Origin of the sequence: Saccharibacillus brassicae, assembly GCF_006542275.1 — a bacterium.
GTDB classification, from domain to species: domain Bacteria; phylum Bacillota; class Bacilli; order Paenibacillales; family Paenibacillaceae; genus Saccharibacillus; species Saccharibacillus brassicae.
This window is the reverse complement of the sequence record NZ_CP041217.1, coordinates 5153775-5174584: the sequence shown is the minus strand read 5'-3', so window position 1 is coordinate 5174584 and position 20810 is coordinate 5153775. Positions and strand designations below refer to the sequence as shown.

The following is a 20810-nucleotide window of genomic DNA, read 5'->3' as shown; positions in this document are numbered from 1 at the left end:
GGGTCCTTGTGCTCAAAGTATTCAGTCAAAGCATTCAGTTCAGCGTCTGCAAAGCGGTCGGCGAGAACGCGACCAGCTCATCTTGGTGTCCGCCCTCGACTTTGCTCGCCCAGGCCGGATCGGCGAGCAGCGCGCGCCCGATCGCGACCAGATCGAATTCGCCGTTCTCCAGACGCTTCAGCAGATCGTCGATGCCGCTGACGCCGGCGCCTTTGCCTTCCTTGAACAGGCTCAGGAATTCGCCGTCCAGTCCGACCGATCCGACGGTGATCGTCGGTTTGCCGGTCAGCTTCTTGGTCCAGCCGGCCAGGTTCAGGTCGGAACCTTCGAACTCCGGCTGCCAGAAGCGGCGCGTGGAGCAGTGGAACACGTCGACGCCCGCCGCGCTCAGCGGCTTGAGGAAAGCTTCCAGTTCTTCCGGCGTCTGCGCAAGCTTCGCCGTATAATCGCTTCCTTTCCACTGCGAGAAGCGGAACACGATCGGGAAGTCCGGGCCGACGGCTTCGCGGCACGCTTCGATCACTTCGACCGCAAAGCGGGTCCGTTCCACCATGCCGCCGCCGTAACGATCGGTACGCGGATTCGTTTTGGCCCAGAAGAATTGGTCGATCAGGTATTCGTGCGCGCCGTGCAGCTCGATCCCGTCGAAGCCGAGTTGTTTGGCGGCCGCGGCCGACAGGGCGAACTGGCGCACGAGTTCTTCGATCTCCGACTCGGTGTATTCACCGACCTGGCCGCGGGCGCCCATATGCCAGATCTGCGGAATGATCCTGCCGCCGGCCGCATGCACGTCTTCCACGACTTTGCGCCAGCCGGCCAGGGCCGCTTCGCCGTAAAAATGCGGCACGTTCTTCTGGTTCGAAGCGTCGGCATGGTCGATGACCGTGCCTTCCGTGACGATCAGGCCGACCTGGTTCTCGGCTCTGCGGCGGTAATAGGCGGCGACGTCTTCGCCCGGTACGCCTTCCGGCGAAAATTGGCGGGTCATCGGCGCCATCACGATCCGGTTGGACAGCGATAGACCTCCGCCTTGAAACGGTTGAAACAACGATTGAACGGATGGATTCTGGGTCATTGGGTACAGCCTCCTGTGTGTAGGGTTGGTATCAAATCGTTAAATCGTTCTCATCAATGCGACCGCCGTATGCAGCACGGCCGCGATCTCTTCCCGGGAAGCGCCGGATTTCTCCATGATCTTCGCTCCGCCGAGCGCATTGTTCAGATGGGCGGCCAGAGCCCGGCTGCCGATCTGCCGCGTGATCGTTCCTTGTTCCTGTCCGCTTCGGACGACCTGTTCGATCATCTCTTCTAACCGGATCAGCATGGTGCGCACTTCCTGCGCGACTTCCTCGTCGGCATCGCCGAATTCCAGCGACGAATTGATGATCAGGCAGCCTCGCCTGGCTTTCTCCCCGCTCTCCTGCATCGTCGCCTCGCAGATCGCTTCCAGCTTCGCGGCGGGCGTCTTCGCCGAAGCGACGCGGCGTTCCAATTCTTCCAGGACTTGCTGCCGGTACATGCGCAGCGATTGCAGAAACAACTGCCGTTTGTTCTTGAACGCGCCGTACAGACTCTGCTTCTTCACCTGCGTGCTGCGGGTCAGGTCTTCGTAGGAAGTGGCATGGAAGCCTTTTTCCCAGAAAACCTCCATACATTGGTGAAGCGCGGTGTCGGCGTCAAACTCTCTAGGTCTGCTCATACCCGGATCTTATCAGTTGTTGACCACGCAGTCAAATATAAATCGAAACTCTCCATGCTTTAGTCGGCTGCTCGGTTAGCATGGTATCTTGGTAGTCCAAGTTCTTGAGAACGTGCGGAATTCCGTGCTTAAATGAATGCAGATTCGTGCGGGCGCATTCGTTAAGGACGCGGCATCGCGGAAAAGAGGACTGCGGATCATGAAAAGAACGGTTGGGGACATTGCCATCATCGCGCTCGGCGCGTTTGCTTTTGCGCTCGGGATCAACGTATTCGTTATCCCCCACGAACTGGGCGAAGGCGGCGTGGTCGGGATCACCATCATTCTATATTACTTACTGGACTGGTCGCCGGGCTGGAGCAGCCTGATTCTGAACCTGGCGCTGCTCGGCATCGGCTGCCGGCTGCTGCCCAAGAAGACGGTCGGGTATACCGTAATCGCCGTGGCGCTGCATTCGCTGTTCTTGCACCTGACGACCGGCTGGCAGGTGGCGTCGGACGACCTGATGGTCAACGCCCTGTTCGGGGGCGCGATCATCGGGCTCGGGATCGGGCTGATCCTGCGCGTGGAAGGGACGACGGCGGGCACGGTCATCATCGCCCGGCTGATGCACAAGTTCTGGGGCTGGAAGATCAGCTACGCGCTGCTGCTCTGCGACGTGCTGGTCGCGGCTTCGTCGTATTTCATCATCGGTGCGGAGAAGCTTATGTACACGATCGTCATGCTGGTCGTCGCGACCAAGATCATCGATCTCGTGACGACCGGGCTGAATCCGCAAAAGTCCGTTACGATCATCTCCCGGCAAAAAGACGAGATTGCCCGGCAGGTCAGCACGCTCATGGACCGCGGCGTCACGGTCCTGAGCGGCCAAGGGTATTACACGCAAAATGCGGTGGACATCCTCTACATCGTCGTGAGCAAAAAAGAACTGCCGCTGCTCACAACGATCGTCAAAGCGGCGGACCGCGAAGCGTTTCTGACGATCCACAGCGTGCAGGACGTGTTCGGCAAAGGGTTCGTCGATTTGCAGAAGTCGTAAACGTGCAGAAGCCGCAAGCGTCCGGCTTGGCTGACCGGCGGCAGCATGACCGGCGGCAGCAGCCCGATTCTCTCGGAGAGAGTCGGGCTGTTTTTTTGTATGCCGTGCTTTGTGATTGAAATCACGAGGCTGCTCCCGATCTCTTTTATAATGAAAAAGCAAAGACTTTTGTTCGCAGCTGTTATCCGAATCCGGGGAGTGGATCTTATGCACCAGCAAGCGCTTCAAGCTTTTCAGGAATACCGGGAAGACCGGTTCACCAAAAAAATCGTCTTCAAAGAACAAGACCATGTCGTCTTCGTGCTGAATTTCGCGCCCGGCCAAACGCTGCCCGCGCACAACCACCCCGGCGCTACCGTCTATCTGACGGTGCTCGAAGGCCGCGGCTTCATGATCGCGGACGATCGGGAGACGCCGGTTGCGGTCGGCGATCTCGTGCAGGTCGCCGGCCACGAATCGTTCGCTTACCGCGGCGGCGTCGTCAACTCCAGCTTGTCGGTCGTGCTGATCCGCACGCCGGGCGACGCTTACGCGCAGGAGATTTGAGCGGCAGCGAACCCAAACGAGACTTCAGGAACGATCGGCGCTCTGGCGCCCGTTCGTTCCTGAAGTCGTTTTCCGTTTTTGCTTACAGAGATTCGTGTCCGAAATGATGCAGCACGACGGAGCGGAATTGCTGCGCCGCACTCGACAGGTAACGCCCTTCTTTCCATAACAGCGCAATTTCCCTCGATAACTGCGCTTCTTCCAAGTGCAGATAGCTCACCGACTCGTAGCGGCCGCGCGCCGTTTCCGGCAGGATCGCCAGGCCGATGCCTGCCTCGACGAGCGCCAGCAGCCGGGTCGGTTCATCGCCTTCATAGACATAATCGAGCGCAACGCCCAGGGAATCGCAGACCGTGTCCACCAGATCCCTCGTTCCGTAGCCCTTTTTTACACCGACAAAAGATTCTCCCTGCAGCTGCGCCAAGCCGACTCTATCCTGACCGGCCAGACGATGTTCGGCAGGCACGGCCAAAATAAGCGGGTCGTTATGCACGATGCGGCATACAATCCCGTCTTCCCGCACGGGCGGCGAGGATAATGCAAAATCCACTTCGTTTCGCGCCAAAGACTCTGTCATCTCCCGCGTCGTCTGCATTTGCACGTAAAACTGGACACCGGGCCGGCTGCCGCGAAACGCTTTGAGAATGTCGGGAAGTCGGCTTCCCGCCGTGACCGCAAGTTTGAGCGTCTCGTCGGACCGGGCGGACAAATCGCGTACTTCCTGCCGGGCCTGCTCCAGCTCGAACAAAGCTTGCTCCGCCCGGCGCATGAACAGCCTCCCGGATTCGTTCAGGCGCAGGCGCCGGCCTGTCCGGTCGAACAGCGGTACGCCGAGGTCTTCTTCCAGGCGCCGGATCGTTTTGCTCAGCGAAGACTGCGTCACATGAAGGGCACGAGCCGCTTCGGTCATATGTTCCAGCCGCGCAACGACCCTAAAATACTCCAACTGCAAAAGTTCCATTATTCATTCCTCCAGATCCATGAAATCATAGCATAAAAGGCGTTGGAAGCCATGGAAAATTCGCGTTATCCTCTAAGCAGGACAGCTCGGGACACGGGCCTGACCTGAAGGGGGTCTTCTGAATGAATAGACGCAGCCAAACTTTAATGATTGCCGTCGGCCTTGGCGTTATGCTGAATCCGCTGAATTCTTCAATGGTATCGATGGCGCTGCCTTCGCTGCAGGAAGCGTTTGCGCTTGATTTCGCGTCGGTATCCTGGATAATCTTTGCGTTTTATGTATGCAGCGCCGCCGCGCAGCCCGTGATGGGCAGGATGAGCGACGTGCTGGGGCGGCGCCGGATTTTTTTGACCGGCCTGTTCGTGTCGATGATCGCTTCGTTCGCTGCCGCGTTCGCGCCGACTTTCGGTTGGCTCGTCGCCCTGCGTATCCTCCAGTCGATCGGCACCAGCATGATGATCGCGGTCGGCATGGCGATCGTACGGGTTCACGTGTTGGGTAAGCAAGGCTCCGCTTTGGCGATCTTGTCGATCTTTCTGTCCGGTGCGGCGGCCATCGGGCCGTTCGTCGGCGGGTTCTTGATCCACGCCTGGGATTGGCGGGCGATCTTTCTCGTCAACGTGCCGGTGGCCGCGTTCGCGTTCCTGCTGGCTTGGCGCGTGCTGCCCCGCGACACACCGAAAAAGGCGCTCGACGGGCCGCCGCCTTCGCGGCGGACACGGATGCGTCAGCTTGATCCCGTGGGCATTCTGTTGTTCGGATCGGGCCTGACCGCGCTGATGCTCGGGCTGTTGGCCGTCTCCTCTTCCGGCACGTTGTCCGCGAAATCCGTCGGCTTGGGACTTGCCGGCATGGTCCTGCTGGCGATTTGGGTGCGGCATGAATGGCGGCATCCTTCGCCTTTTGTGCCGGTTCGGATGTTCGTCCGGTATCCCGAATTGAGCCGGGTGAACCTGGAGTTCATGCTGGTCAATCTGTTGTTCTATTCGATCTTCTTCGGACTGCCTTCCTATTTGCAAAGCGTGCGCGGTCTAAGCGAACTCCATGCGGGCTGGCTGATGCTCAGTCTGGGCTTGTGTTCGCTGCTGGCTGCCCCGTTCGCCGGCCGCGGGGTAGACCGCCTCGGTCCCCGGCCGCTCCTGCTATTGTCCGCCGTCTTGATGGCGGGCGGCTCGCTCGGTCTTGCCGTAATCGGTACGCAGGTATCCGTTCTCTGGTTCGTCCCGATCCTGGCCGCGTTCGGCATCGCCAACGGGCTAAACGGCGTGGCGATGCAGGCGGCTTTGTTCGAACATACGCCGGCGGCCATGGCGGGCGTGACGTCCGGGTTATTCCATACATCCCGGTATTTGGGCACGATTCTGTCTTCGCTGCTGATCGCTTCCGTCATGGGGGGCGCGTTCACGCATGACGGTCTTCACCGCCTGGGCTGTATCCTGTCGGTTTGCACTCTGGTTCTTGTGTGGACGGGTAGAGCCGGATTTGGTCGAACTTCGCGTTCGCCCAATCGGTAAATTCTTTTTTCCAATAGGCGTACGAGGTGAGACCCAGCACTTTGTCCACGAAGGTTCCGCGTTCGCAGTCCCCGAATCCGTGGTCGGCGCCTTCGATCGCAAGCATGCGGTTCGGGACGCCGTGCGCGTCCAGCGCCCGCTGATACGCCTGCACGCCTTCGCTGCCGAGCAGGTGGTCATGGTCGCCGTAACAGAGAAACTGCGGCGGGTCGCCCGGTCGCACATGCTGCGCCAGCGAATAATGCTTCAGCAGCCGCTCGCGTTCCGCCGGATCTTCGGCATCTTCCCGGCTGAACATCGAGATCGCGATCGACGGAAGATCCGTGCACGAGATCAGCGGATAGATCAACCCGGCCAGCGCGAGGGAATCGTCTGTCCGGTCGATCGAATCGGCTTCGTACCCGGCGTATTCGACAGGCAAGCCGCGTCGCAGCGTTATGAGGGAAGACACCAGATGGCCGCCGGCCGAAAAGCCGACCGCTCCGATCTTGGCCGGATCGATGCCGTACCCCGGCGCATGATACCGCACGTAACGGACGGCGCGCTGCATGTCGAGCATCGGGATAGGTGCTTTGTACGGATTCAGCCGGTAATCGAGCACGAAAGCGGAAATGCCGGCTTCGTTCAACGAACGGGCGACGCCTTCGCCTTCGTGCTTGATGTCTTTGGTCATGTAGCCGCCGCCCGGCACGACGATGATCGCCCGATCGCTGCCCGGCGCCATGTACGGGGTCAGCGTCGGTTGATCGTCATACGTCTCCCTGCCTTCTCCGTGCCGAATCTCGGCCGCATACGTCGCCTCGTGAATCCAGTGGCGGCGTTTGCTGTTGTACTCGTCTTTTTTCAGCACCGCAAGCGCTTTGAGTCCGGACAACGCTTCGGAAGGATGCTTGTTTTTGAGCTCCAGCTCGTCGAATTTGCTTTGTCCGGTGTTGTGCGGAACGGAGTCGCCCCAAATAGGAAGTTTGATTGCCATGTTGTCAGCCTCTCTTTCTTGGTGTATGCGGTGCGAGTGGGACGGGGACTCTTTTATTCCTGCCTAAACGCCTTAACCGGAGAAAGTCCCGTTGACTCAATCTGGCGAATGAGGGTTTTTTTATTTTATAAAACAATATATTTATATTGTTTTACGATAAATTCTACGATAAGATAGAGCCAGCATTTCTTATCTTCTGCTTGATGAACGGAGGCCTTTTTGCGATGAAAATAAAACGGTCTGCCCATCCCGACGGCCGGATCGGCTTCGCGGCAGGCACCGCCGCGCATGCCGGGCGGCAGCTGCTGCGCTTTGTGCGCTTTGGCCGGGAGCAGGCGCTCTCGTGCCTGTTTCCCGTCGCGATCTTCGCCGCGCTGGCCGTGACCCGGATGCTGCCGCTTCCGCTGCTGCCCCGATACGACTGGCTGCTGATTCTCTGCCTGCTGATTCAGGTCGCCATGGTTCGCTCCGGCCTTGAGACGCGGGACGAATTAAAAGTGATCTGGATCGACGTTCGCGGGTGGCTGTTCGCTCTGATGCTGATCGTGTTCGCCCGCTCCCGGGTGACTTACCGGGTCGGGACGTCGCGGTACCGTATGCCGATCGTCGCGTCGTTTGCGCTGATCGGGTTCTTCATCTGGATCGCCGAAAATATCGCGACCTTCTTCGGCGCCTGGACGTATCCGAACCAGTCGGCGGCCTGGACGCTCGTTCATCCGGTCAAAGTCGGCTCTTGGCTGCTGCTTGTGATCGTCAGCTTCCTGATCGTGGCGACACTCAAGCGGATCAAAGTTGCGCAGCCGGGCCTGAGGAAGTCCGAACCGGGGAAAGTCGAATAGAAGTGAAAAAGAATTAGAAGAGACGGACAAATTAAAAACCCGCGTTTTCCCTGATCGGGAGAACGCGGGTTTTACGTATGATAACGCTTACTCTTATGCTCGCCGACAGGGACGGCGCAGTTACTCGGCCGCCGCGCCGGCTCTCGCGCTTTCTTCGAGACGATCCTGCCGGTATGCCTGCATGACCGTGTCGATCAGTCCCGGAAAACGGGCGTTCAGATCGTCGGTTCGCAGCGAAAGCAGCCGCTGGGTGCCCTGCGCCCGGGTATGGGTAATGCCGGCTTCGCGCAGCGCCCGGGCATGCTGGGACAGCGTCGATTTGGCAATCGGCACGTCGAAGCATTTACAGGCCTGTTCTTCGCCGCTCTCGTAGATTTGCGCGACCATCTGGAGCCGAACCGGGTCGCTCAGCGCATACAAAACGGACGGAAGCCGGATGTCTTTGCGGTCCGGATGATGAAGAAGTTTCATGCGAAGTCCTCCTTACGGGCGTTCGATTGACGGATGAAGTTTCAATTGTATTTTACAGGATCGCCTGCTATACTTCAAATGTTCGTTTATGACCGAACTATAGAAAAAGGAGCAATCACCATGAACCCACCCGCAAATCCGCCTGCCGAGGAGATCTCGCAGGACTCGAACCACCCCGTTCTGGCCCGCGAAGGCCTGACCATCCTCGTGTTCAGCATCGCCATCATTCTGGTTATCATGAATACGGCCATGTTCAATATGGCGCTGCCCGACGTGACAGCCGAGTTCGGCATCTCCGGCACCTCGGCTTCCTGGATCGTGACCGGCTACTCGATCATGTTCGCGATCTCGTCGATCACGTTCAGCCGCCTGTCGGACTTCGTGCCGCTGCGCCGGCTGCTCATTACGGGACTGATCGCGCTTGGCCTCGCCGGCGTCGTCGGATTCTTCAGCCAGAGCTTCGTCGTGCTGCTGCTCTGCCGGATCGTTCAGGCCGCGGGCGCAGGCGGCGCCGTCTCGCTCTCCATGGTGCTGTTCACCCGGTATATTCCGCTCAAGCGCCGCGGCGGTGCCATGGCAACGATCATGTCCGCCGTGTCGCTCGGACTCGGGCTTGGCCCCGTGGTCGGCGGACTGATCGTCGAGAACCTCAGCTGGCATTGGCTGTTTGCGATTACGGCGGCCGTGCTGCTGCTCGTGCCGTTCTTCGCCTGGCTGCTGCCCAAAGAACTGCCGCAGCGCGGATCGTTTGACGCGCTCGGCGGCGTGCTGCTCGCCGTCGGCATTACCTGCCTGCTGCTGTTCCTGACCAGCCGGGCGTGGATCGTTCTGCTGATCGGCATCGTCTCGCTTATCCTGTTCGTGCTGCGCATCCGCAAGACGCCGGACCCGTTCGTCCTGCCTTCGCTGTTCGCGAACCGCCGCTACATGCTGCTCGTGCTCGCCGGCATGACGGCCTATATTTGCAACTTCGCGACGCTGTTCCTGCTGCCGCAGATTTTGACCAAAAATTTCGAGTTCACGGCCGGCTATGCCGGATTGGTCATCTTCCCCGGTTCGCTGCTCGCGATCATCGCGTCGCGCAAAATCGGACGCATTATCGACCGGCACGGCAACCACGGCATTCTGCGCCTCGGCCCGGTAATGCTGCTGCTCTCGACGCTGCTGTTCGCGCTGTTCATCGGCCATTCCTGGATCGCCGCAATGCTGACGTACATGATTCTCAGCCTCTCGTTCGCCGCGCTGTCCAGCAGTCTGTCGAACGAACTGTCGCGCGTGCTGCCGGAATCGTTTATCGGTTCGGGCATGGGCTTGTTCCAGCTGCTTCAATTTTTCAGCGGAGCGTTCAGCGTCGCCATGGCGACGACGGCGCTGGAATGGCAGCATACGCTGCCGCTCGGTACCGCCTACTCCAACATCTATTGGGGCCTGTCGGTCGCCGCGGTCGTCGCGATCCTGTGCGCGCTGTGGTATCGCCGGCATGCCCGTCTGGCGCTCGGCTGAACGCGGCCGATCGGATCGCTTGTCACATTCACTGATTCAAAACCAAAGCCAAAGCCCCATTCATGCGGGCTTTGGCTTTTTTGGCGTTACTTCGATCCATACGCGGATGACATAATCGGACGGATCCGGCTCGGCCAGGTAGCTGAGTAGATCAACAGAATACGTATCTCCGTTCACGGCGTAACCCTGCTCTTCGATAAAAGCGTTCATCCGGGCGTACGTATCCGGCATCGTCTCGTAGGAACCCCAATGATTCGCCGCCGCGTAGAGGCCGGCCGGCTTGATCCGCACGTCCGCGTCGGCATTGGGGTTCGCCAGCTTGTTGCCGGTATAATCCGGGTAATACTGCCCCGCAGCGAAGCGTTCCTGCCCGATGATGCTCCAGATCGCGGATTGGCAGTCGATCTGCCGCTCCTCGCAGACTTTCCGGTGCTGGCCGAGTTTGCGGATAAACTCTTTGTCCCCGCCTTCCGGACGAATCTCGACGCCGACAAGCGTCTCTTCCCCGCACTCCTCGATCCGGATTCCGTGTTCCAGACCGTCCGAAGCCTGCTGCGCCATCGTCAGCGTATCGACCAGAAAATGCTGCATCCACTCGATTTTACGCCGTTCCTTTTCCAGATCCCCGAGCTTTTGACGGACTAACCCGATCAACGCGTCCTTGTTCCGGTTTTGCAAAAAAGTTCCGATTTCTTTCAACGGCGTTCCTGTCTGCTTGAGCACGTTGATGATGTCGAACGCGTACGTCTGGTGCACGGAATAAAATCGATAGCCTTTGTCGTTCACGAACTCCGGCTGCAGCAGCCCGATTTCGTCGTAATGAAACAGCGTATGTTTGCTTACCCCGCAGATCTCGGCGAATTCGCCGGTCGTCAGATAAGGTTCGTGCGATTCCGGCATCGGTCGGCCTCCTCTTCGGCATCCGGTCGGTTCGAGTTGCTGCTTGACCCGTGCCTGTATTCTCTTTATTGTAGCCGTCAAAAAGAAGATTGACTATAGGGTAACCCGATACTTTATGCTGCAAGAGTGAATCGAAACGGATTCAAATCGGTTGGATACGGAGGATAGACATGACTGCTTTCAAACGCTGGATTATTCTTGCGATCGTCTCAAGCGCGCTGCTGCTGATCGTGATGGATATGACGATTCTGTACACGGCGCTGCCGATCCTGACTCGCGACCTCGGGGCGTCCGCTTCGGAGAAACTGTGGATCCTGAACGGGTATTCGCTCGTCATGGCGGGACTGCTGCCCGCGATGGGCACGCTTGGCGACCGACTCGGATACCGCCGCATTTTCACGCTCGGCCTGCTCGTGTTTCTCGCAGCTTCGCTTACGGCCGCGTTCTCGCCGGTTCCCGCCGTGCTGATCGCTTCGCGCGTACTGCTGGCTGTCGGCGCTTCCATGATGATGCCAGCCACGCTGTCGATCATTCGCGTCACGTTCACCGACGAACGGGAACGGGGACTTGCGATCGGCGTCTGGGGCGCGATCGCTTCCGGGGGAGCCGGGCTCGGCCCGATCGTCGGCGGGCTGCTGCTGGCCCATTTCCATTGGGGCTCGGTCTTCCTGATCAATCTGCCGATCGCGCTGGCCGCCCTGCTGTTGACCTTGTGGATCGTGCCCCGACATCAAGGCGATCCGGGGAAAAAGTGGGACCTGTTCGGGTCGGTCCAGATCATGGTCGCGATGGTCGCCCTGATCTACGCGATCAAGGAATTTGCCCGGCGAGACGGTTCTCCGGCGCTTGCCGCGGCAGGCGCCGCGCTGGGACTAGTCGCTTTGGCCTTGTTTGTCCGCCGGCAGATCCGCAGCGCAGACCCGCTGATCGACCTGTCGCTGTTCAAGATTCCGCGCTTTGCCGCCGGCTTTATCGTGGCGTTCGTCGGCATGTTCGGCCAGATGGGCCTGCAATATCTTGTGACGCAGCGGCTTCAGCTCGTCGAGAACCTGAGCCCGCTGCAGGCGGGCTGGTTCACGGTCAGCATTCCGCTGGCCGCAGTCGTTGCGGGCCTGTTCGCCGGCATGCGGCTGCACCGGGCAGATCCGATCCGGCTCAAGGTGTTCGCCCTGTTCGCCGCCGCTCTCGGTACGGGTCTCTACGCCTGGCGCTTCGACGGAGAGCCCGCCTTGCAAATTGCGGGACTGCTGCTGCTCGGCGCCGGTCTCGGCGCGGGCATGACGGCGGCTTCGCATTCGATCATGAACGAAGCGCCGCCCCACAAAGCGGGCATGGCCGCTTCGATCGAAGAAGTCGCCTACGAGATGGGCGGGGCGTCCGGCATTGCCATTATCGGCAGTCTGTCGGCGCTGCTCTACACGCTGTCCATGCGGATTCCGGCAGGGCTGAATGTCCCGGCCAACGTCAGGGACAGCCTGGACGAAGCGCTGCTGGCCGCGGACAGCCTGCCGGCGGCATCGGCGGCAGCGCTGCGGGAAGCGGGACGATCCGCGTTCGATGTTTCGTTCGTCGTCGTCGTGGCCAGCATCGCGGCGTTCCTCGCCGCAGCGGCCCTGATCGTGGCCGTGATCGGAGCCCGGGCGAAGTCGCGCGAACGAACCGGCTCTTGAACGTGTTTAAAAAGAAAGAGCGTCCCAGCGTTTGTCGTCACTGACGACGCGCTGCGGCGCTCTTTTTCCGTATGTCCCTTGATGTACCGAGTGTCCCCTATGCCGATCGAATAGTCAAAAAGAAAGCTTCGCAATCGGCGGCACAAGCGGACAGATCGGCAGCGGCCGTCCTACCGGTTCCAGGTATACGAAAGTGTTAATCCAATCGACGAAGTCGTCGGGACCCTGAATATATCCCCATCCTTCGAACGTTCGCCTGCCTTTGTGCAGATGCTCGTGATGCCAGCGAAACGGATGAATTCCTTTTTGCCCGTACATCCAGTCGTAAAAGCGGGTGTGCAGCCATTCGATGCACAAAGCCGCGTCTTCCCTGAATTCATAATACGTATAGAGGCAGTCGCTATTGTCCATGCTTACGATCAGCGTAGAAGAGGTTGTGAATTCAGGCGGTTCTTCGGCTTCCAGCGCCTGCCGCACCGGATCGGGCTCCCTGTCGAACAGCGGCGCGGCCGACCCGGACGTTCGATTGGGCGCTTTTTGCAAGATACTCATGCCGAATTCGAACGGTTTCCCGTCTGACGTACAGCGGCACAAGTATCGGGAGAGCTTGTCCCGGCTCCAAAAAGCGTTGAATGCCGCGTAGCGTTCAAGCAGCCGTTCTGCCGATTCGTATAAAGGGAGCGGGTACGGAGAAGAATTGTAATGGCCGGTCGCTTCACTGTCGAATCTTTTGCCCATACCGGTATCTCCGATTTGTGCGCAGGCGTAGATCAGAATGAGCTGCGGCCGCGTGAAGCGTTCCAGCCAACTCGCGAAATCCCGGTAAGCTTGACGGGCTGCATCCCGGTTTCCTTCATGCGGCTGCGCTTGATAAAAATCCGCCCATGCCGCGACCTCGCTCAGTTCTGCCTGTATGTTCAGCAGTTTTTGATATAACGTCATGCCTCGCTCCTCTTCTTTTTCAAAAATTCAGTACGGTAAGCCCTGCCTTATTTGCCGGAACCGGAACTTCCCGGCCCACATACTGTCCGTACCGGGCATTCAGCCAATCGACGAAATGGGAGGCACCGTACTGCGCGCGGTAAGCACGGTCCATCAACTCGCCTTCTTCCGAATACTCTTCGTACAGCTGGTGCAGCGGGCTGACGTAATTCAACCCTCCCAACCATCGGTCAAACTTCAACTGCAATTCCGGAAGCTGCCGTACCAGATCCTCACGAAGCGCGTACGCCGAAGGAAAATCATCGAAGATTCCCAACAGGACAATCTCCGTCGGCATGGTCGGGTCCGGCTCCAATGACGCCGGTTCCGGCCAGGGCCCGGAGGCTTTGTCATCTTTGTCGTGATGCAGTTCTGTCAGCAGCCGGAGTCCTTCTTCCAGCTCGGCCGACACCCCGCGATAGCGGGTCAAACGGGTAATGAATTGCTTCTCCGTTTGATATTCGAGCAGCTCCGCGTATCGCTTCAGCAGCTCGTCGACGCTCTCTTCGATCGGCACGGCAAAAAATTCCAGCGTAAACCCACCCGGCTCGCCGGTATGCACGGTTCGGCAGCCGCGTCCGCTGAAACCGATCTCCCGTACTGTCTCGATCACCCATAGTTCCCGGCGGTCCAATGAAGCAAGCGTATTTGCCGCCGCATCCCTCCGCTCTTGCTCATCCGGACCTTTATCCGGTTCAAGCTTCTCGATCACCTGCCGGATGATCGGCTCCAATTCTCGTACCGCTTCGTATCTGCTGCCCATGCTTCACCGCCTGTTCTTTTGAATAGGAATGAGGTTTGTTCCTTGTGGAGGTAGACGCTGCGTCGGACGGATTAGTTGGCACGCGGTTTTCTTTTTAATTTTTTCTGGTTTTGATTTTGGTTTTATTATTGTGAATTTTTCATTACATTAAATATTTTTTATAATCTTACTCTCTTTTTAGGCTTTCTCCTCTCCTCTCTCCGCTCACAAAGTCGCCGGGTTTGTTGTGCGCGGAATCACAAGCTTATCTGTTTAACCTTTTACAATGAACACATAGGCTTACGGATACGCGCACACATCCCGTCATTTCCATACGAATCGGAGGAATTTCATCTTATGACCATCCACCCCCGCCCGGCGCGCTTGATCGCAGAGCCTGCCGCATCGGAGATCGCCCCGCCGTCCATGTTTTGTTTTCAATGCCAGGAAGCGTCCCAAGGAACGGGCTGCACCGTCGTCGGCGTATGCGGCAAGCCGCATGACGTCGCCAATCTGATGGATCTGCTGATCTACACGCTCAAAGGCCTCTCGTTTCTCAGCCTGGATCTCGATCTGCCGACCGAACTGGAGCGCCGGGTGTCACTGTTCATCATGGATTCGCTGTTTGCGACCATTACGAACGCCAACTTCGACCGGGACTATTTTGTATGCAAAAATAGCGAAGCGCTGAAACTGCGGGACGAAGTCCGGGCACTGCGCGGCTCCCTGTTCCCCCATGCTTCCGCTTCTCTGCCCGACGCCGCCGTATGGACAGCCGACGAGCACGGCTTCGACGGCAAAGCGTGGACGGTCGGCGTGCTGCGCACGGCAAACGAAGACATTCGTTCGCTGCGCGAACTGCTGACCTACGGACTCAAAGGCATGGCCGCCTACAGCTACCATGCCGGCCAGCTGGGCGAGATCGATCCGGCGCTTGACGCGTTCGTTCGCCGGGCGCTGGCCGCGACGCTCGACGATACGCTGGAAGCCGCCGACCTCGTCGCGCTCAATCTCGAAGCCGGCAAATACGGCGTTGACGCGATGGCGATGCTCGACAAAGCCAACACCGGCGCCTACGGCCATCCCGAGATCACGAAGGTCAAGATCGGAACGGGCAGCCGGCCGGGCATCCTGATCAGCGGCCACGATCTCAAAGACCTGGAGGAACTGTTGATTCAGACCGAAGGTCAGGGCATTGACGTCTACACCCACAGCGAGATGCTTCCGGCCCACTACTATCCGGCGTTCAAGCGGTATGAGCATTTCTACGGCAATTACGGCAGCGCCTGGTGGAAGCAGACCCAAGAATTCAAATCGTTCAACGGCCCGATCCTGATGACGACCAACTGCATCGTGCCGCCCAAAGATAGCTATATCGGGCGGTTGTACACGACCGGCCATACCGGCTACCCGGGCGTGGCACATATTTCAGACGAAGTGGACGGCGCACCGAAAGACTATTCCGCGCTGATCGAACAGGCCCGGTCCTGCCCGCCGCCGACAGAGATCGAGACCGGCGAGATTACGGGAGGCTTCGCGCACCATACGGTGCTCGGCGTCGCCGATCGGGTCGTCGAAGCCGTCAAGAGCGGCGAGATCCGGCGTTTCTTCGTCATGGCCGGCTGCGACGGACGGATGAAATCGCGCAATTATTACACGGACTTCGCCCGCGAACTGCCGCAGGACACGGTCATCCTGACCGCCGGCTGCGCCAAATACAAATACAACAAGCTCGATCTCGGCGAGATTGCCGGTCTTCCGCGCGTGCTCGACGCCGGACAGTGCAACGATTCCTATTCGCTCGTCGTGATCGCGATGAAGCTTCAGGAAGCGTTCGGCCTGGACGATATCAACGATCTGCCGATCTCCTACAACATCGCGTGGTACGAGCAAAAAGCGGTCATCGTCCTGCTGGCTCTGCTGCATCTCGGGATCCGAAACATTCATCTCGGCCCGACTCTGCCGGCTTTCCTGTCTCCGAATGTCGCGCAGGTGCTAATCGACAGCTTCGGAATCGGCGGAATTACGAACGTCGAAGACGATATGAAGAGATTTCTCGAAGTTTGACTGGGAAAAGAGAACCCACCCAAAAAGCGCCGGATCGGGAATACCGATCGGCGCTTTTTCACATGTTATCTTCAAAAAAATATTATTGCTCTAAAAAATCTTTTTCCGCCTACCGATAAGAAAAGGGTAGTTTTAAAATTAAGGAGGAACAGAGATTGAATTCCAGCAAAAAAATGATAGCCTCTTTGCTAATCGCAACGAGCCTGACTTCCCCATTGACCGCGTTCGCGGCAGAGCCTGCACCGGCTTTTAAAGATTTGGACAAAGCGGCCACCTGGTCCCGGGATGCGATTACCCAAGCCAAATTATTGAACTTGTTTGCCGGAGACGTGAACGGAAACTTCCGGCCGAGCGATCAGATCACCCGGGAAGAAATGGCAAAAATCATCGTCAATCTGTTGGAACTGCCTCTGAACGAAGATACGGATACCCGGTTCAAAGACGTACCCGCTACCGCCTGGAGCGCGCCTTATATCGCAGCGGTACAGCAAGCCGGCATCATGCTCGGCACCGGCGACGGACGCTTCAACCCCAAGCAGCTTCTCACGCGCGAGCAGCTCGCGATCGTGATCGTCAAGACGCTCAACCTGCCTTTGGAAGCCAACGCTGCATCTCTGAGCCAATTCGAAGATGCCGATACCATACATGATTGGGCGGCTCGTTACGTAGCCAGCGCGATCAAGTCCGGCCTGATGGTCGGTAACGGTTCCAAGTTCGAACCTACCGTGCGCACGCAGCGTCAAGAAGCCGCTATGGTCGCGATTCGTACTTATGCGGTCAAACAAGAACAAGCGTCGGTTCCCGCACCGGTTCCGGTACCTGCTCCAACGCCTGCTCCTCCTCCCGCGCCTGTACCAACACCTGCTCCAACGCCCGTTCCGACACCGGACCCGATACCGGTCTATATCCCGGACCCGACGCCGGTTCCGACTCCGGCTCCAACACCGGTCCCTGTACCGGAGCCGACCCCGGTTCCCGAGCCTGAGAACGCCGCGCCCAAAGCGACGCATTTGAAAATCAGCGGCAAGCTCAAAGTCGGCGAAAAGTTGAGCGGAGGATATCTGTTCGAAGATGCCGAGCAGGACAAAGAACAAGGAACGTCGCTCAAATGGTATCGCGTAGACCTCCAAGGCAAACGCACCGAAGTCGGCGCCGGCCCGACCTATACGCTGGTTGCGGAAGACGCGGATCACGGCATTGCTTTTGAAGTGACGCCTGTCGACGCTGCAGGTAAAATCGGCCTGGCTTATGCGGTAAGTTCCTCCTTCACCGTGCTGCCGGCCGAACCAGTTGTGCATGCGCCGAACGCTACCGAGGTCACGATCAAAGGCACTTTTGAAGTCGGCCAACGGATTAACGGCAGCTACTCGTTCCAGGATATCGATCTCGACCGGGAACAAGGCTCGACCTACAAATGGTACAGACAAGAAAGCGACGGTTCGAAAGTAGAGATCAGCGGGGCGACCAGTACGTTGTATATCCTGACGGTCGCGGACGCCGGCAAAAAAATCATCTTCGAAGTGACGCCGATCGACGCTTCCGGGCAAACCGGCCAGCCGGTCTCTTCCGAAGCTTTTGCGGTAACGGATCCGGCTCCCGTATTTACGGATGCGGTGCCTACGATTGCTCAACCAGAGAACCAGTTGTTTTCGCCCCGCCCTTTGACTCCGGATTCCAAAGACGGAGATCTGAAAAGCGTGATGTTGGAGAGAAATCTCGAGACAGACATTTCATATATTCAAGGACATCCTTACGAATACACTTATCCGGTAACCAATTACAAGCTGGGCAGCCCAATCACGGCAAACGGCTCTTACAAACTGACGATCATGGATTATGCCGGTCAAAAAACATCCACGTATTTTACGATCGATCAGAGACAACCTATGCTTACAGACGTGTATGTCCCACAAGACACCAGTTATAAGCCCGGACAGGGCATTACCTTAGCCTTTACTTATGGCACCGCAGTTAAATTACCTGCTGGAACTGCTCAAACCATGCAAAATTTCGAACAGGCGTTAAAAGAGGTAAATTCGAGCTATACTTTTGGAGTAGGAAGCAAGCTTGAGTTTTCGGGATATAATAGTAGCTATTCCCCGGACTTCGCGACATCCCTCATGATCACTTTGGGAGATCATGCTTTTATCCCTGATGAAGGAGTCATTCTTACCGTCAGTCCGTTCCTTATTCTATCTCCTTCCGAAATACCCGTAGGACCGATCGATACAAGTACCGGTAAATTCACCATTGCGATTCCTTCCCTTGTTCAACCTTAAATAAAAGACCAGAAAAAGAGCCGCCGAATTTTTCGGTCGGCTCTTTTTCTGGTTTTTGTTGTTTTTCTATTGTGAATTTTTCATTATGTTAAATATTTATTTAAGCGGATAAATGACTTCAACTTGCTCCAGCTTCCGCAGCTCCTCGTTCAGCACATGATTATGATCGGCTCCAACGATACACAGCATTTTCTTGCCCGGATGCCGCTTGATCGCATTCTTGATCCGCTGCATCATAATGATGTGTCTCCCCGTCCAGCGAAATACATGCGCTTCGGCGTCCAACTGCTCCAGCCATCTATATTTCAGGCTTGTCGTTTCGTCAAAAGCTGCGCAGTTGAACGCGATTTCTCCTTTTCCCGCCGCCGTAAGCTGCTTGTCCCACCATTTGTCCGACTCGGCCTCAAGGTCGGCCCGTTCTTCCCCCGAATAGTGCCGCATAGGATCGAAATCGTTCCATACGTCGAGTTCCACCCAATCGATCGGCTCGAACGCGTATCCTTTCTCTTCGCACAATGGCAAAATCAGCTCGTAATATTCGCTCGGCGGTTCTCCCCAGTATGCCCGATCAAGCGGGTTCTGTCTGTATTTTTCCCAGCTCGCCGGCAGCACTTCCCCACAGATTACGTCCGGATCGAATTCAAGAATGAGCGCCTGAATTGTCTCCAGTGTGAGCCCGTGCTGCATCCGCAGTTCTTCGTTATGTACCACTCCCAAAATACCTATTTGGTTCATTGTTTTGCCTCCATTTACGTTTTCCTTTTTACTAATGGATAGTAAAGATTCGGTCTTTAAGTCCTTATTTTCATTTTAAACACACGATAAACTAAGTATTGGCCGTACGCCAAATTCATAGAAATCAGTGCCACGCCTTCTCTTGAAGCGCCTTTGATCATCCCTATTCCCCGAGCCGAACCCGACGAACCTTTTGAAATTATAAGAGGCGCAGCTTTTTAAAGCTTGATCGTTTTTCCCGGCAGCTCTACGTAACCAGACAGCAGTTCGATCGTGACGCTCCCGCCAAACTCTTTATCTACCGGACCCACCATGCCGATTCGACTGTTTAAACCATGGGGTCCCAACTCCCGGTCGGATTTGAAAAACAAGGCCAGATCACCACTCCCCGATCGGGATCGAGGTTTTGCATCCAAATGATCTTGTGCATAAAAATTCAACTGCACGTTATCTTCGGATTCGTATTCGACCAGAACCAGCTCTTCATTTTTGGAATACGCGGATTCAAGGCTTTCCCTATATTGATCTTGGTAAGACTGCCATTCTTTGTCCGTGTATCCCTGCGGCATCGGTTTTTCGAAGGTTGTTAACGCTTCTTGCCAAATATCGTAGCGGGTCACGGCGTTGATGTAGAAGAAACGAGATTTGTCGTGAACAGAATCGTGGAACGAATACTGGATTGCTGGCTGAACCTCTCCGAATTCCAGCACGATCGGTTCGATCTGCACAGGGACGCTGCGAACGGTACCGTCGAACTTCAGCGTGATATCGAGCTCTTTGTCGAGATCAAAGTCCGGGAAAGGCAAGGACGGGTCCTGCTCGTTGACGGTCAGACACAAGCGGTTCAATTCAACGTCCGCAAAACTTGTAAAATCCGCCCCTTTTTCGACAAAATGCTGCAGCTTCATATAGGCTCCGAAGTCCTGTTCCGTAATGAAATTGGACTCCGACGAATGGAACGTCAAGGTCTGGCCTTGAATGATCATTTGGGAAATAAAATCTTCTTGATGTCCAAAATCGGTTTGCTGCTGGATCTTTTCCCGATTTGAACGAGGCTCTTCGGATCTGTACACCGTTTCTTGCGTATCCGGCGTTTCCGGCATTCGGCTCAGCATCCACAGTCTATGACCCTGCTGCTCCGACGTGATCGAAATCAGCAGAACTTCGGTATTGTTGATTGTGACCAGACGGTTGAGCAGAATTTCGCGATCGGGGATTAGCATCATTTCTTGCAGTTCTTTTAATCGCATAGGGACCTCCCTGATTGAATTTGACTTTAACGAGGCTCATCCAAAAGCTTATCAATATCCTCTTTTTTTAAAATATTCCAGTCACGAGTATGATGTTTCCATCCTTCGCTTTTATACTGTTCAAATGTCTTTCGATCGACGGCTATATGATCGCAATCCTTACTTCCAAGAAAAACCAGTGTCCCTCTTACTCTTTTCACTACGTCTTCAGAAGAACAGAAAAAGAGTTCTTCTTTGGAATACTCGAAATCCAAAATGATTTCGGAATAACGGATGACTTCCTTCAAGTCTGCTTGTTGACAATATTCAAAAAGATAAATACTGTAATGGATCGCCTTTAATTCTTCTGCACTTATATTTGGATTTCGAATACATTCAAGCATCCTCGCTTCAAAATACATTTTCAGCGTCGGAGAAAACATATAACCTCTTTTTAAAATTTTAATGCCATCCTTAATAAAACGGGCGATTTCCGGAGAAACCGTTTTTTGCAGCTGCTTTTCTACTTCTTCTTCTGAAACGGCTAGTATTCCTATTCTTCTCATTGTGAACGTCAAATAGCAAAGCTCCGTTACAACTTCACTCAAAACGCCAATTTCCCCCATTTGATCAGCCCTTTTATTCTTATTTAAATGAAA

At 56.5% G+C, this 20810-nt stretch carries 19 protein-coding genes; 8 read left to right on the top strand and 11 right to left on the bottom strand.

Annotation, left to right across the window (positions count from 1 at the left end; genetic code table 11):
* Positions 1-34: 34 nt before the first annotated feature.
* Positions 35-1075, bottom strand: coding sequence for an NADH:flavin oxidoreductase (locus FFV09_RS21615; protein WP_141449767.1), 1041 nt, complete (start codon positions 1073-1075; stop codon positions 35-37).
* Between the two features lie 39 nt (positions 1076-1114).
* Complete coding sequence (locus tag FFV09_RS21610; protein ID WP_141449766.1) at positions 1115-1699, bottom strand: TetR/AcrR family transcriptional regulator; 585 nt, start codon at positions 1697-1699, stop codon at positions 1115-1117.
* A 199-nt stretch (positions 1700-1898) separates the two neighbouring features.
* Between FFV09_RS21610 and FFV09_RS21605 the strand changes: the two genes are divergently transcribed.
* A complete protein-coding gene (locus tag FFV09_RS21605; RefSeq protein ID WP_141449765.1) occupies positions 1899-2738 on the top strand; it encodes a YitT family protein in 840 nt (279 codons plus the stop codon).
* A gap of 207 nt (positions 2739-2945) precedes the next feature.
* A complete protein-coding gene (locus tag FFV09_RS21600) occupies positions 2946-3284 on the top strand; it encodes a cupin domain-containing protein (RefSeq protein WP_141449764.1) in 339 nt (112 codons plus the stop codon).
* 82 nt (positions 3285-3366) lie between these two features.
* Here the strand turns inward: FFV09_RS21600 and FFV09_RS21595 are convergent, their stop codons facing one another.
* A complete protein-coding gene (locus tag FFV09_RS21595) occupies positions 3367-4245 on the bottom strand; it encodes a LysR family transcriptional regulator (RefSeq protein ID WP_141449763.1) in 879 nt (292 codons plus the stop codon).
* Between the two features lie 122 nt (positions 4246-4367).
* On the opposite strand from FFV09_RS21595, the gene FFV09_RS21590 reads away from it, so the two are divergent.
* On the top strand, positions 4368-5759 hold the full coding sequence (locus FFV09_RS21590) for an MFS transporter (protein ID WP_141449762.1): 1392 nt from the start codon (positions 4368-4370) through the stop codon (positions 5757-5759).
* On the opposite strand, the gene FFV09_RS21585 is transcribed toward FFV09_RS21590, so the two are convergent.
* Entirely contained in the window at positions 5647-6735 is a 1089-nt protein-coding gene (locus FFV09_RS21585; protein ID WP_141449761.1) for an alpha/beta hydrolase, read from the bottom strand. The two genes, FFV09_RS21590 and FFV09_RS21585, sit on opposite strands and share 113 nt — an antisense overlap.
* Before the next feature lie 224 nt (positions 6736-6959).
* On the opposite strand from FFV09_RS21585, the gene FFV09_RS21580 reads away from it, so the two are divergent.
* Positions 6960-7574, top strand: a complete 615-nt coding sequence (locus FFV09_RS21580) for a DUF817 family protein (protein WP_141449760.1) — start codon at positions 6960-6962, stop codon at positions 7572-7574.
* A 120-nt stretch (positions 7575-7694) separates the two neighbouring features.
* Here FFV09_RS21580 and FFV09_RS21575 read toward each other — a convergent pair whose 3' ends face one another.
* Positions 7695-8045 carry an ArsR/SmtB family transcription factor gene (locus tag FFV09_RS21575; RefSeq protein ID WP_141449759.1) on the bottom strand — a complete coding sequence of 117 codons (351 nt, stop codon included), beginning with the start codon at positions 8043-8045 and terminating at the stop codon, positions 7695-7697.
* A 120-nt stretch (positions 8046-8165) separates the two neighbouring features.
* On the opposite strand from FFV09_RS21575, the gene FFV09_RS21570 reads away from it, so the two are divergent.
* Positions 8166-9548 carry an MFS transporter gene (locus FFV09_RS21570; RefSeq protein WP_141449758.1) on the top strand — a complete coding sequence of 461 codons (1383 nt, stop codon included), beginning with the start codon at positions 8166-8168 and terminating at the stop codon, positions 9546-9548.
* 60 nt (positions 9549-9608) lie between these two features.
* Here FFV09_RS21570 and FFV09_RS21565 read toward each other — a convergent pair whose 3' ends face one another.
* The gene (locus FFV09_RS21565) at positions 9609-10448 is read right to left on the bottom strand and encodes a MerR family transcriptional regulator (protein WP_141449757.1); all 840 of its coding nucleotides are present in this window, start codon (positions 10446-10448) and stop codon (positions 9609-9611) included.
* Positions 10449-10618: 170 nt separating this feature from the next.
* On the opposite strand from FFV09_RS21565, the gene FFV09_RS21560 reads away from it, so the two are divergent.
* Positions 10619-12118 carry an MFS transporter gene (locus FFV09_RS21560; RefSeq protein WP_141449756.1) on the top strand — a complete coding sequence of 500 codons (1500 nt, stop codon included), beginning with the start codon at positions 10619-10621 and terminating at the stop codon, positions 12116-12118.
* 114 nt (positions 12119-12232) lie between these two features.
* Here FFV09_RS21560 and FFV09_RS21555 read toward each other — a convergent pair whose 3' ends face one another.
* Both FFV09_RS21555 and FFV09_RS21550 read right to left on the bottom strand, forming a co-directional pair.
* Positions 12233-13060: a hypothetical protein gene (locus FFV09_RS21555; protein ID WP_141449755.1), complete on the bottom strand. Its 828-nt coding sequence runs from the start codon at positions 13058-13060 to the stop codon at positions 12233-12235.
* A 19-nt stretch (positions 13061-13079) separates the two neighbouring features.
* Positions 13080-13862 carry a hypothetical protein gene (locus FFV09_RS21550; RefSeq protein WP_141449754.1) on the bottom strand — a complete coding sequence of 261 codons (783 nt, stop codon included), beginning with the start codon at positions 13860-13862 and terminating at the stop codon, positions 13080-13082.
* 405 nt (positions 13863-14267) lie between these two features.
* Between FFV09_RS21550 and hcp the strand changes: the two genes are divergently transcribed.
* Both hcp and FFV09_RS21540 read left to right on the top strand, forming a co-directional pair.
* On the top strand, positions 14268-15908 hold the full coding sequence (gene hcp / locus FFV09_RS21545) for a hydroxylamine reductase (RefSeq protein ID WP_141450576.1): 1641 nt from the start codon (positions 14268-14270) through the stop codon (positions 15906-15908).
* Positions 15909-16063: 155 nt separating this feature from the next.
* On the top strand, positions 16064-18187 hold the full coding sequence (locus tag FFV09_RS21540) for an S-layer homology domain-containing protein (protein ID WP_141449753.1): 2124 nt from the start codon (positions 16064-16066) through the stop codon (positions 18185-18187).
* 96 nt (positions 18188-18283) lie between these two features.
* Here FFV09_RS21540 and FFV09_RS21535 read toward each other — a convergent pair whose 3' ends face one another.
* The 3 genes from FFV09_RS21535 to FFV09_RS21525 all read right to left on the bottom strand — a co-directional run bounded on the left by FFV09_RS21535 (position 18284) and on the right by FFV09_RS21525 (position 20777).
* Complete coding sequence (locus FFV09_RS21535) at positions 18284-18922, bottom strand: hypothetical protein (protein WP_141449752.1); 639 nt, start codon at positions 18920-18922, stop codon at positions 18284-18286.
* A gap of 218 nt (positions 18923-19140) precedes the next feature.
* Positions 19141-20172 carry a hypothetical protein gene (locus tag FFV09_RS21530; protein ID WP_141449751.1) on the bottom strand — a complete coding sequence of 344 codons (1032 nt, stop codon included), beginning with the start codon at positions 20170-20172 and terminating at the stop codon, positions 19141-19143.
* A 26-nt stretch (positions 20173-20198) separates the two neighbouring features.
* Positions 20199-20777: a hypothetical protein gene (locus FFV09_RS21525; protein ID WP_141449750.1), complete on the bottom strand. Its 579-nt coding sequence runs from the start codon at positions 20775-20777 to the stop codon at positions 20199-20201.
* Between the last annotated feature and the right edge of the window lie 33 nt (positions 20778-20810).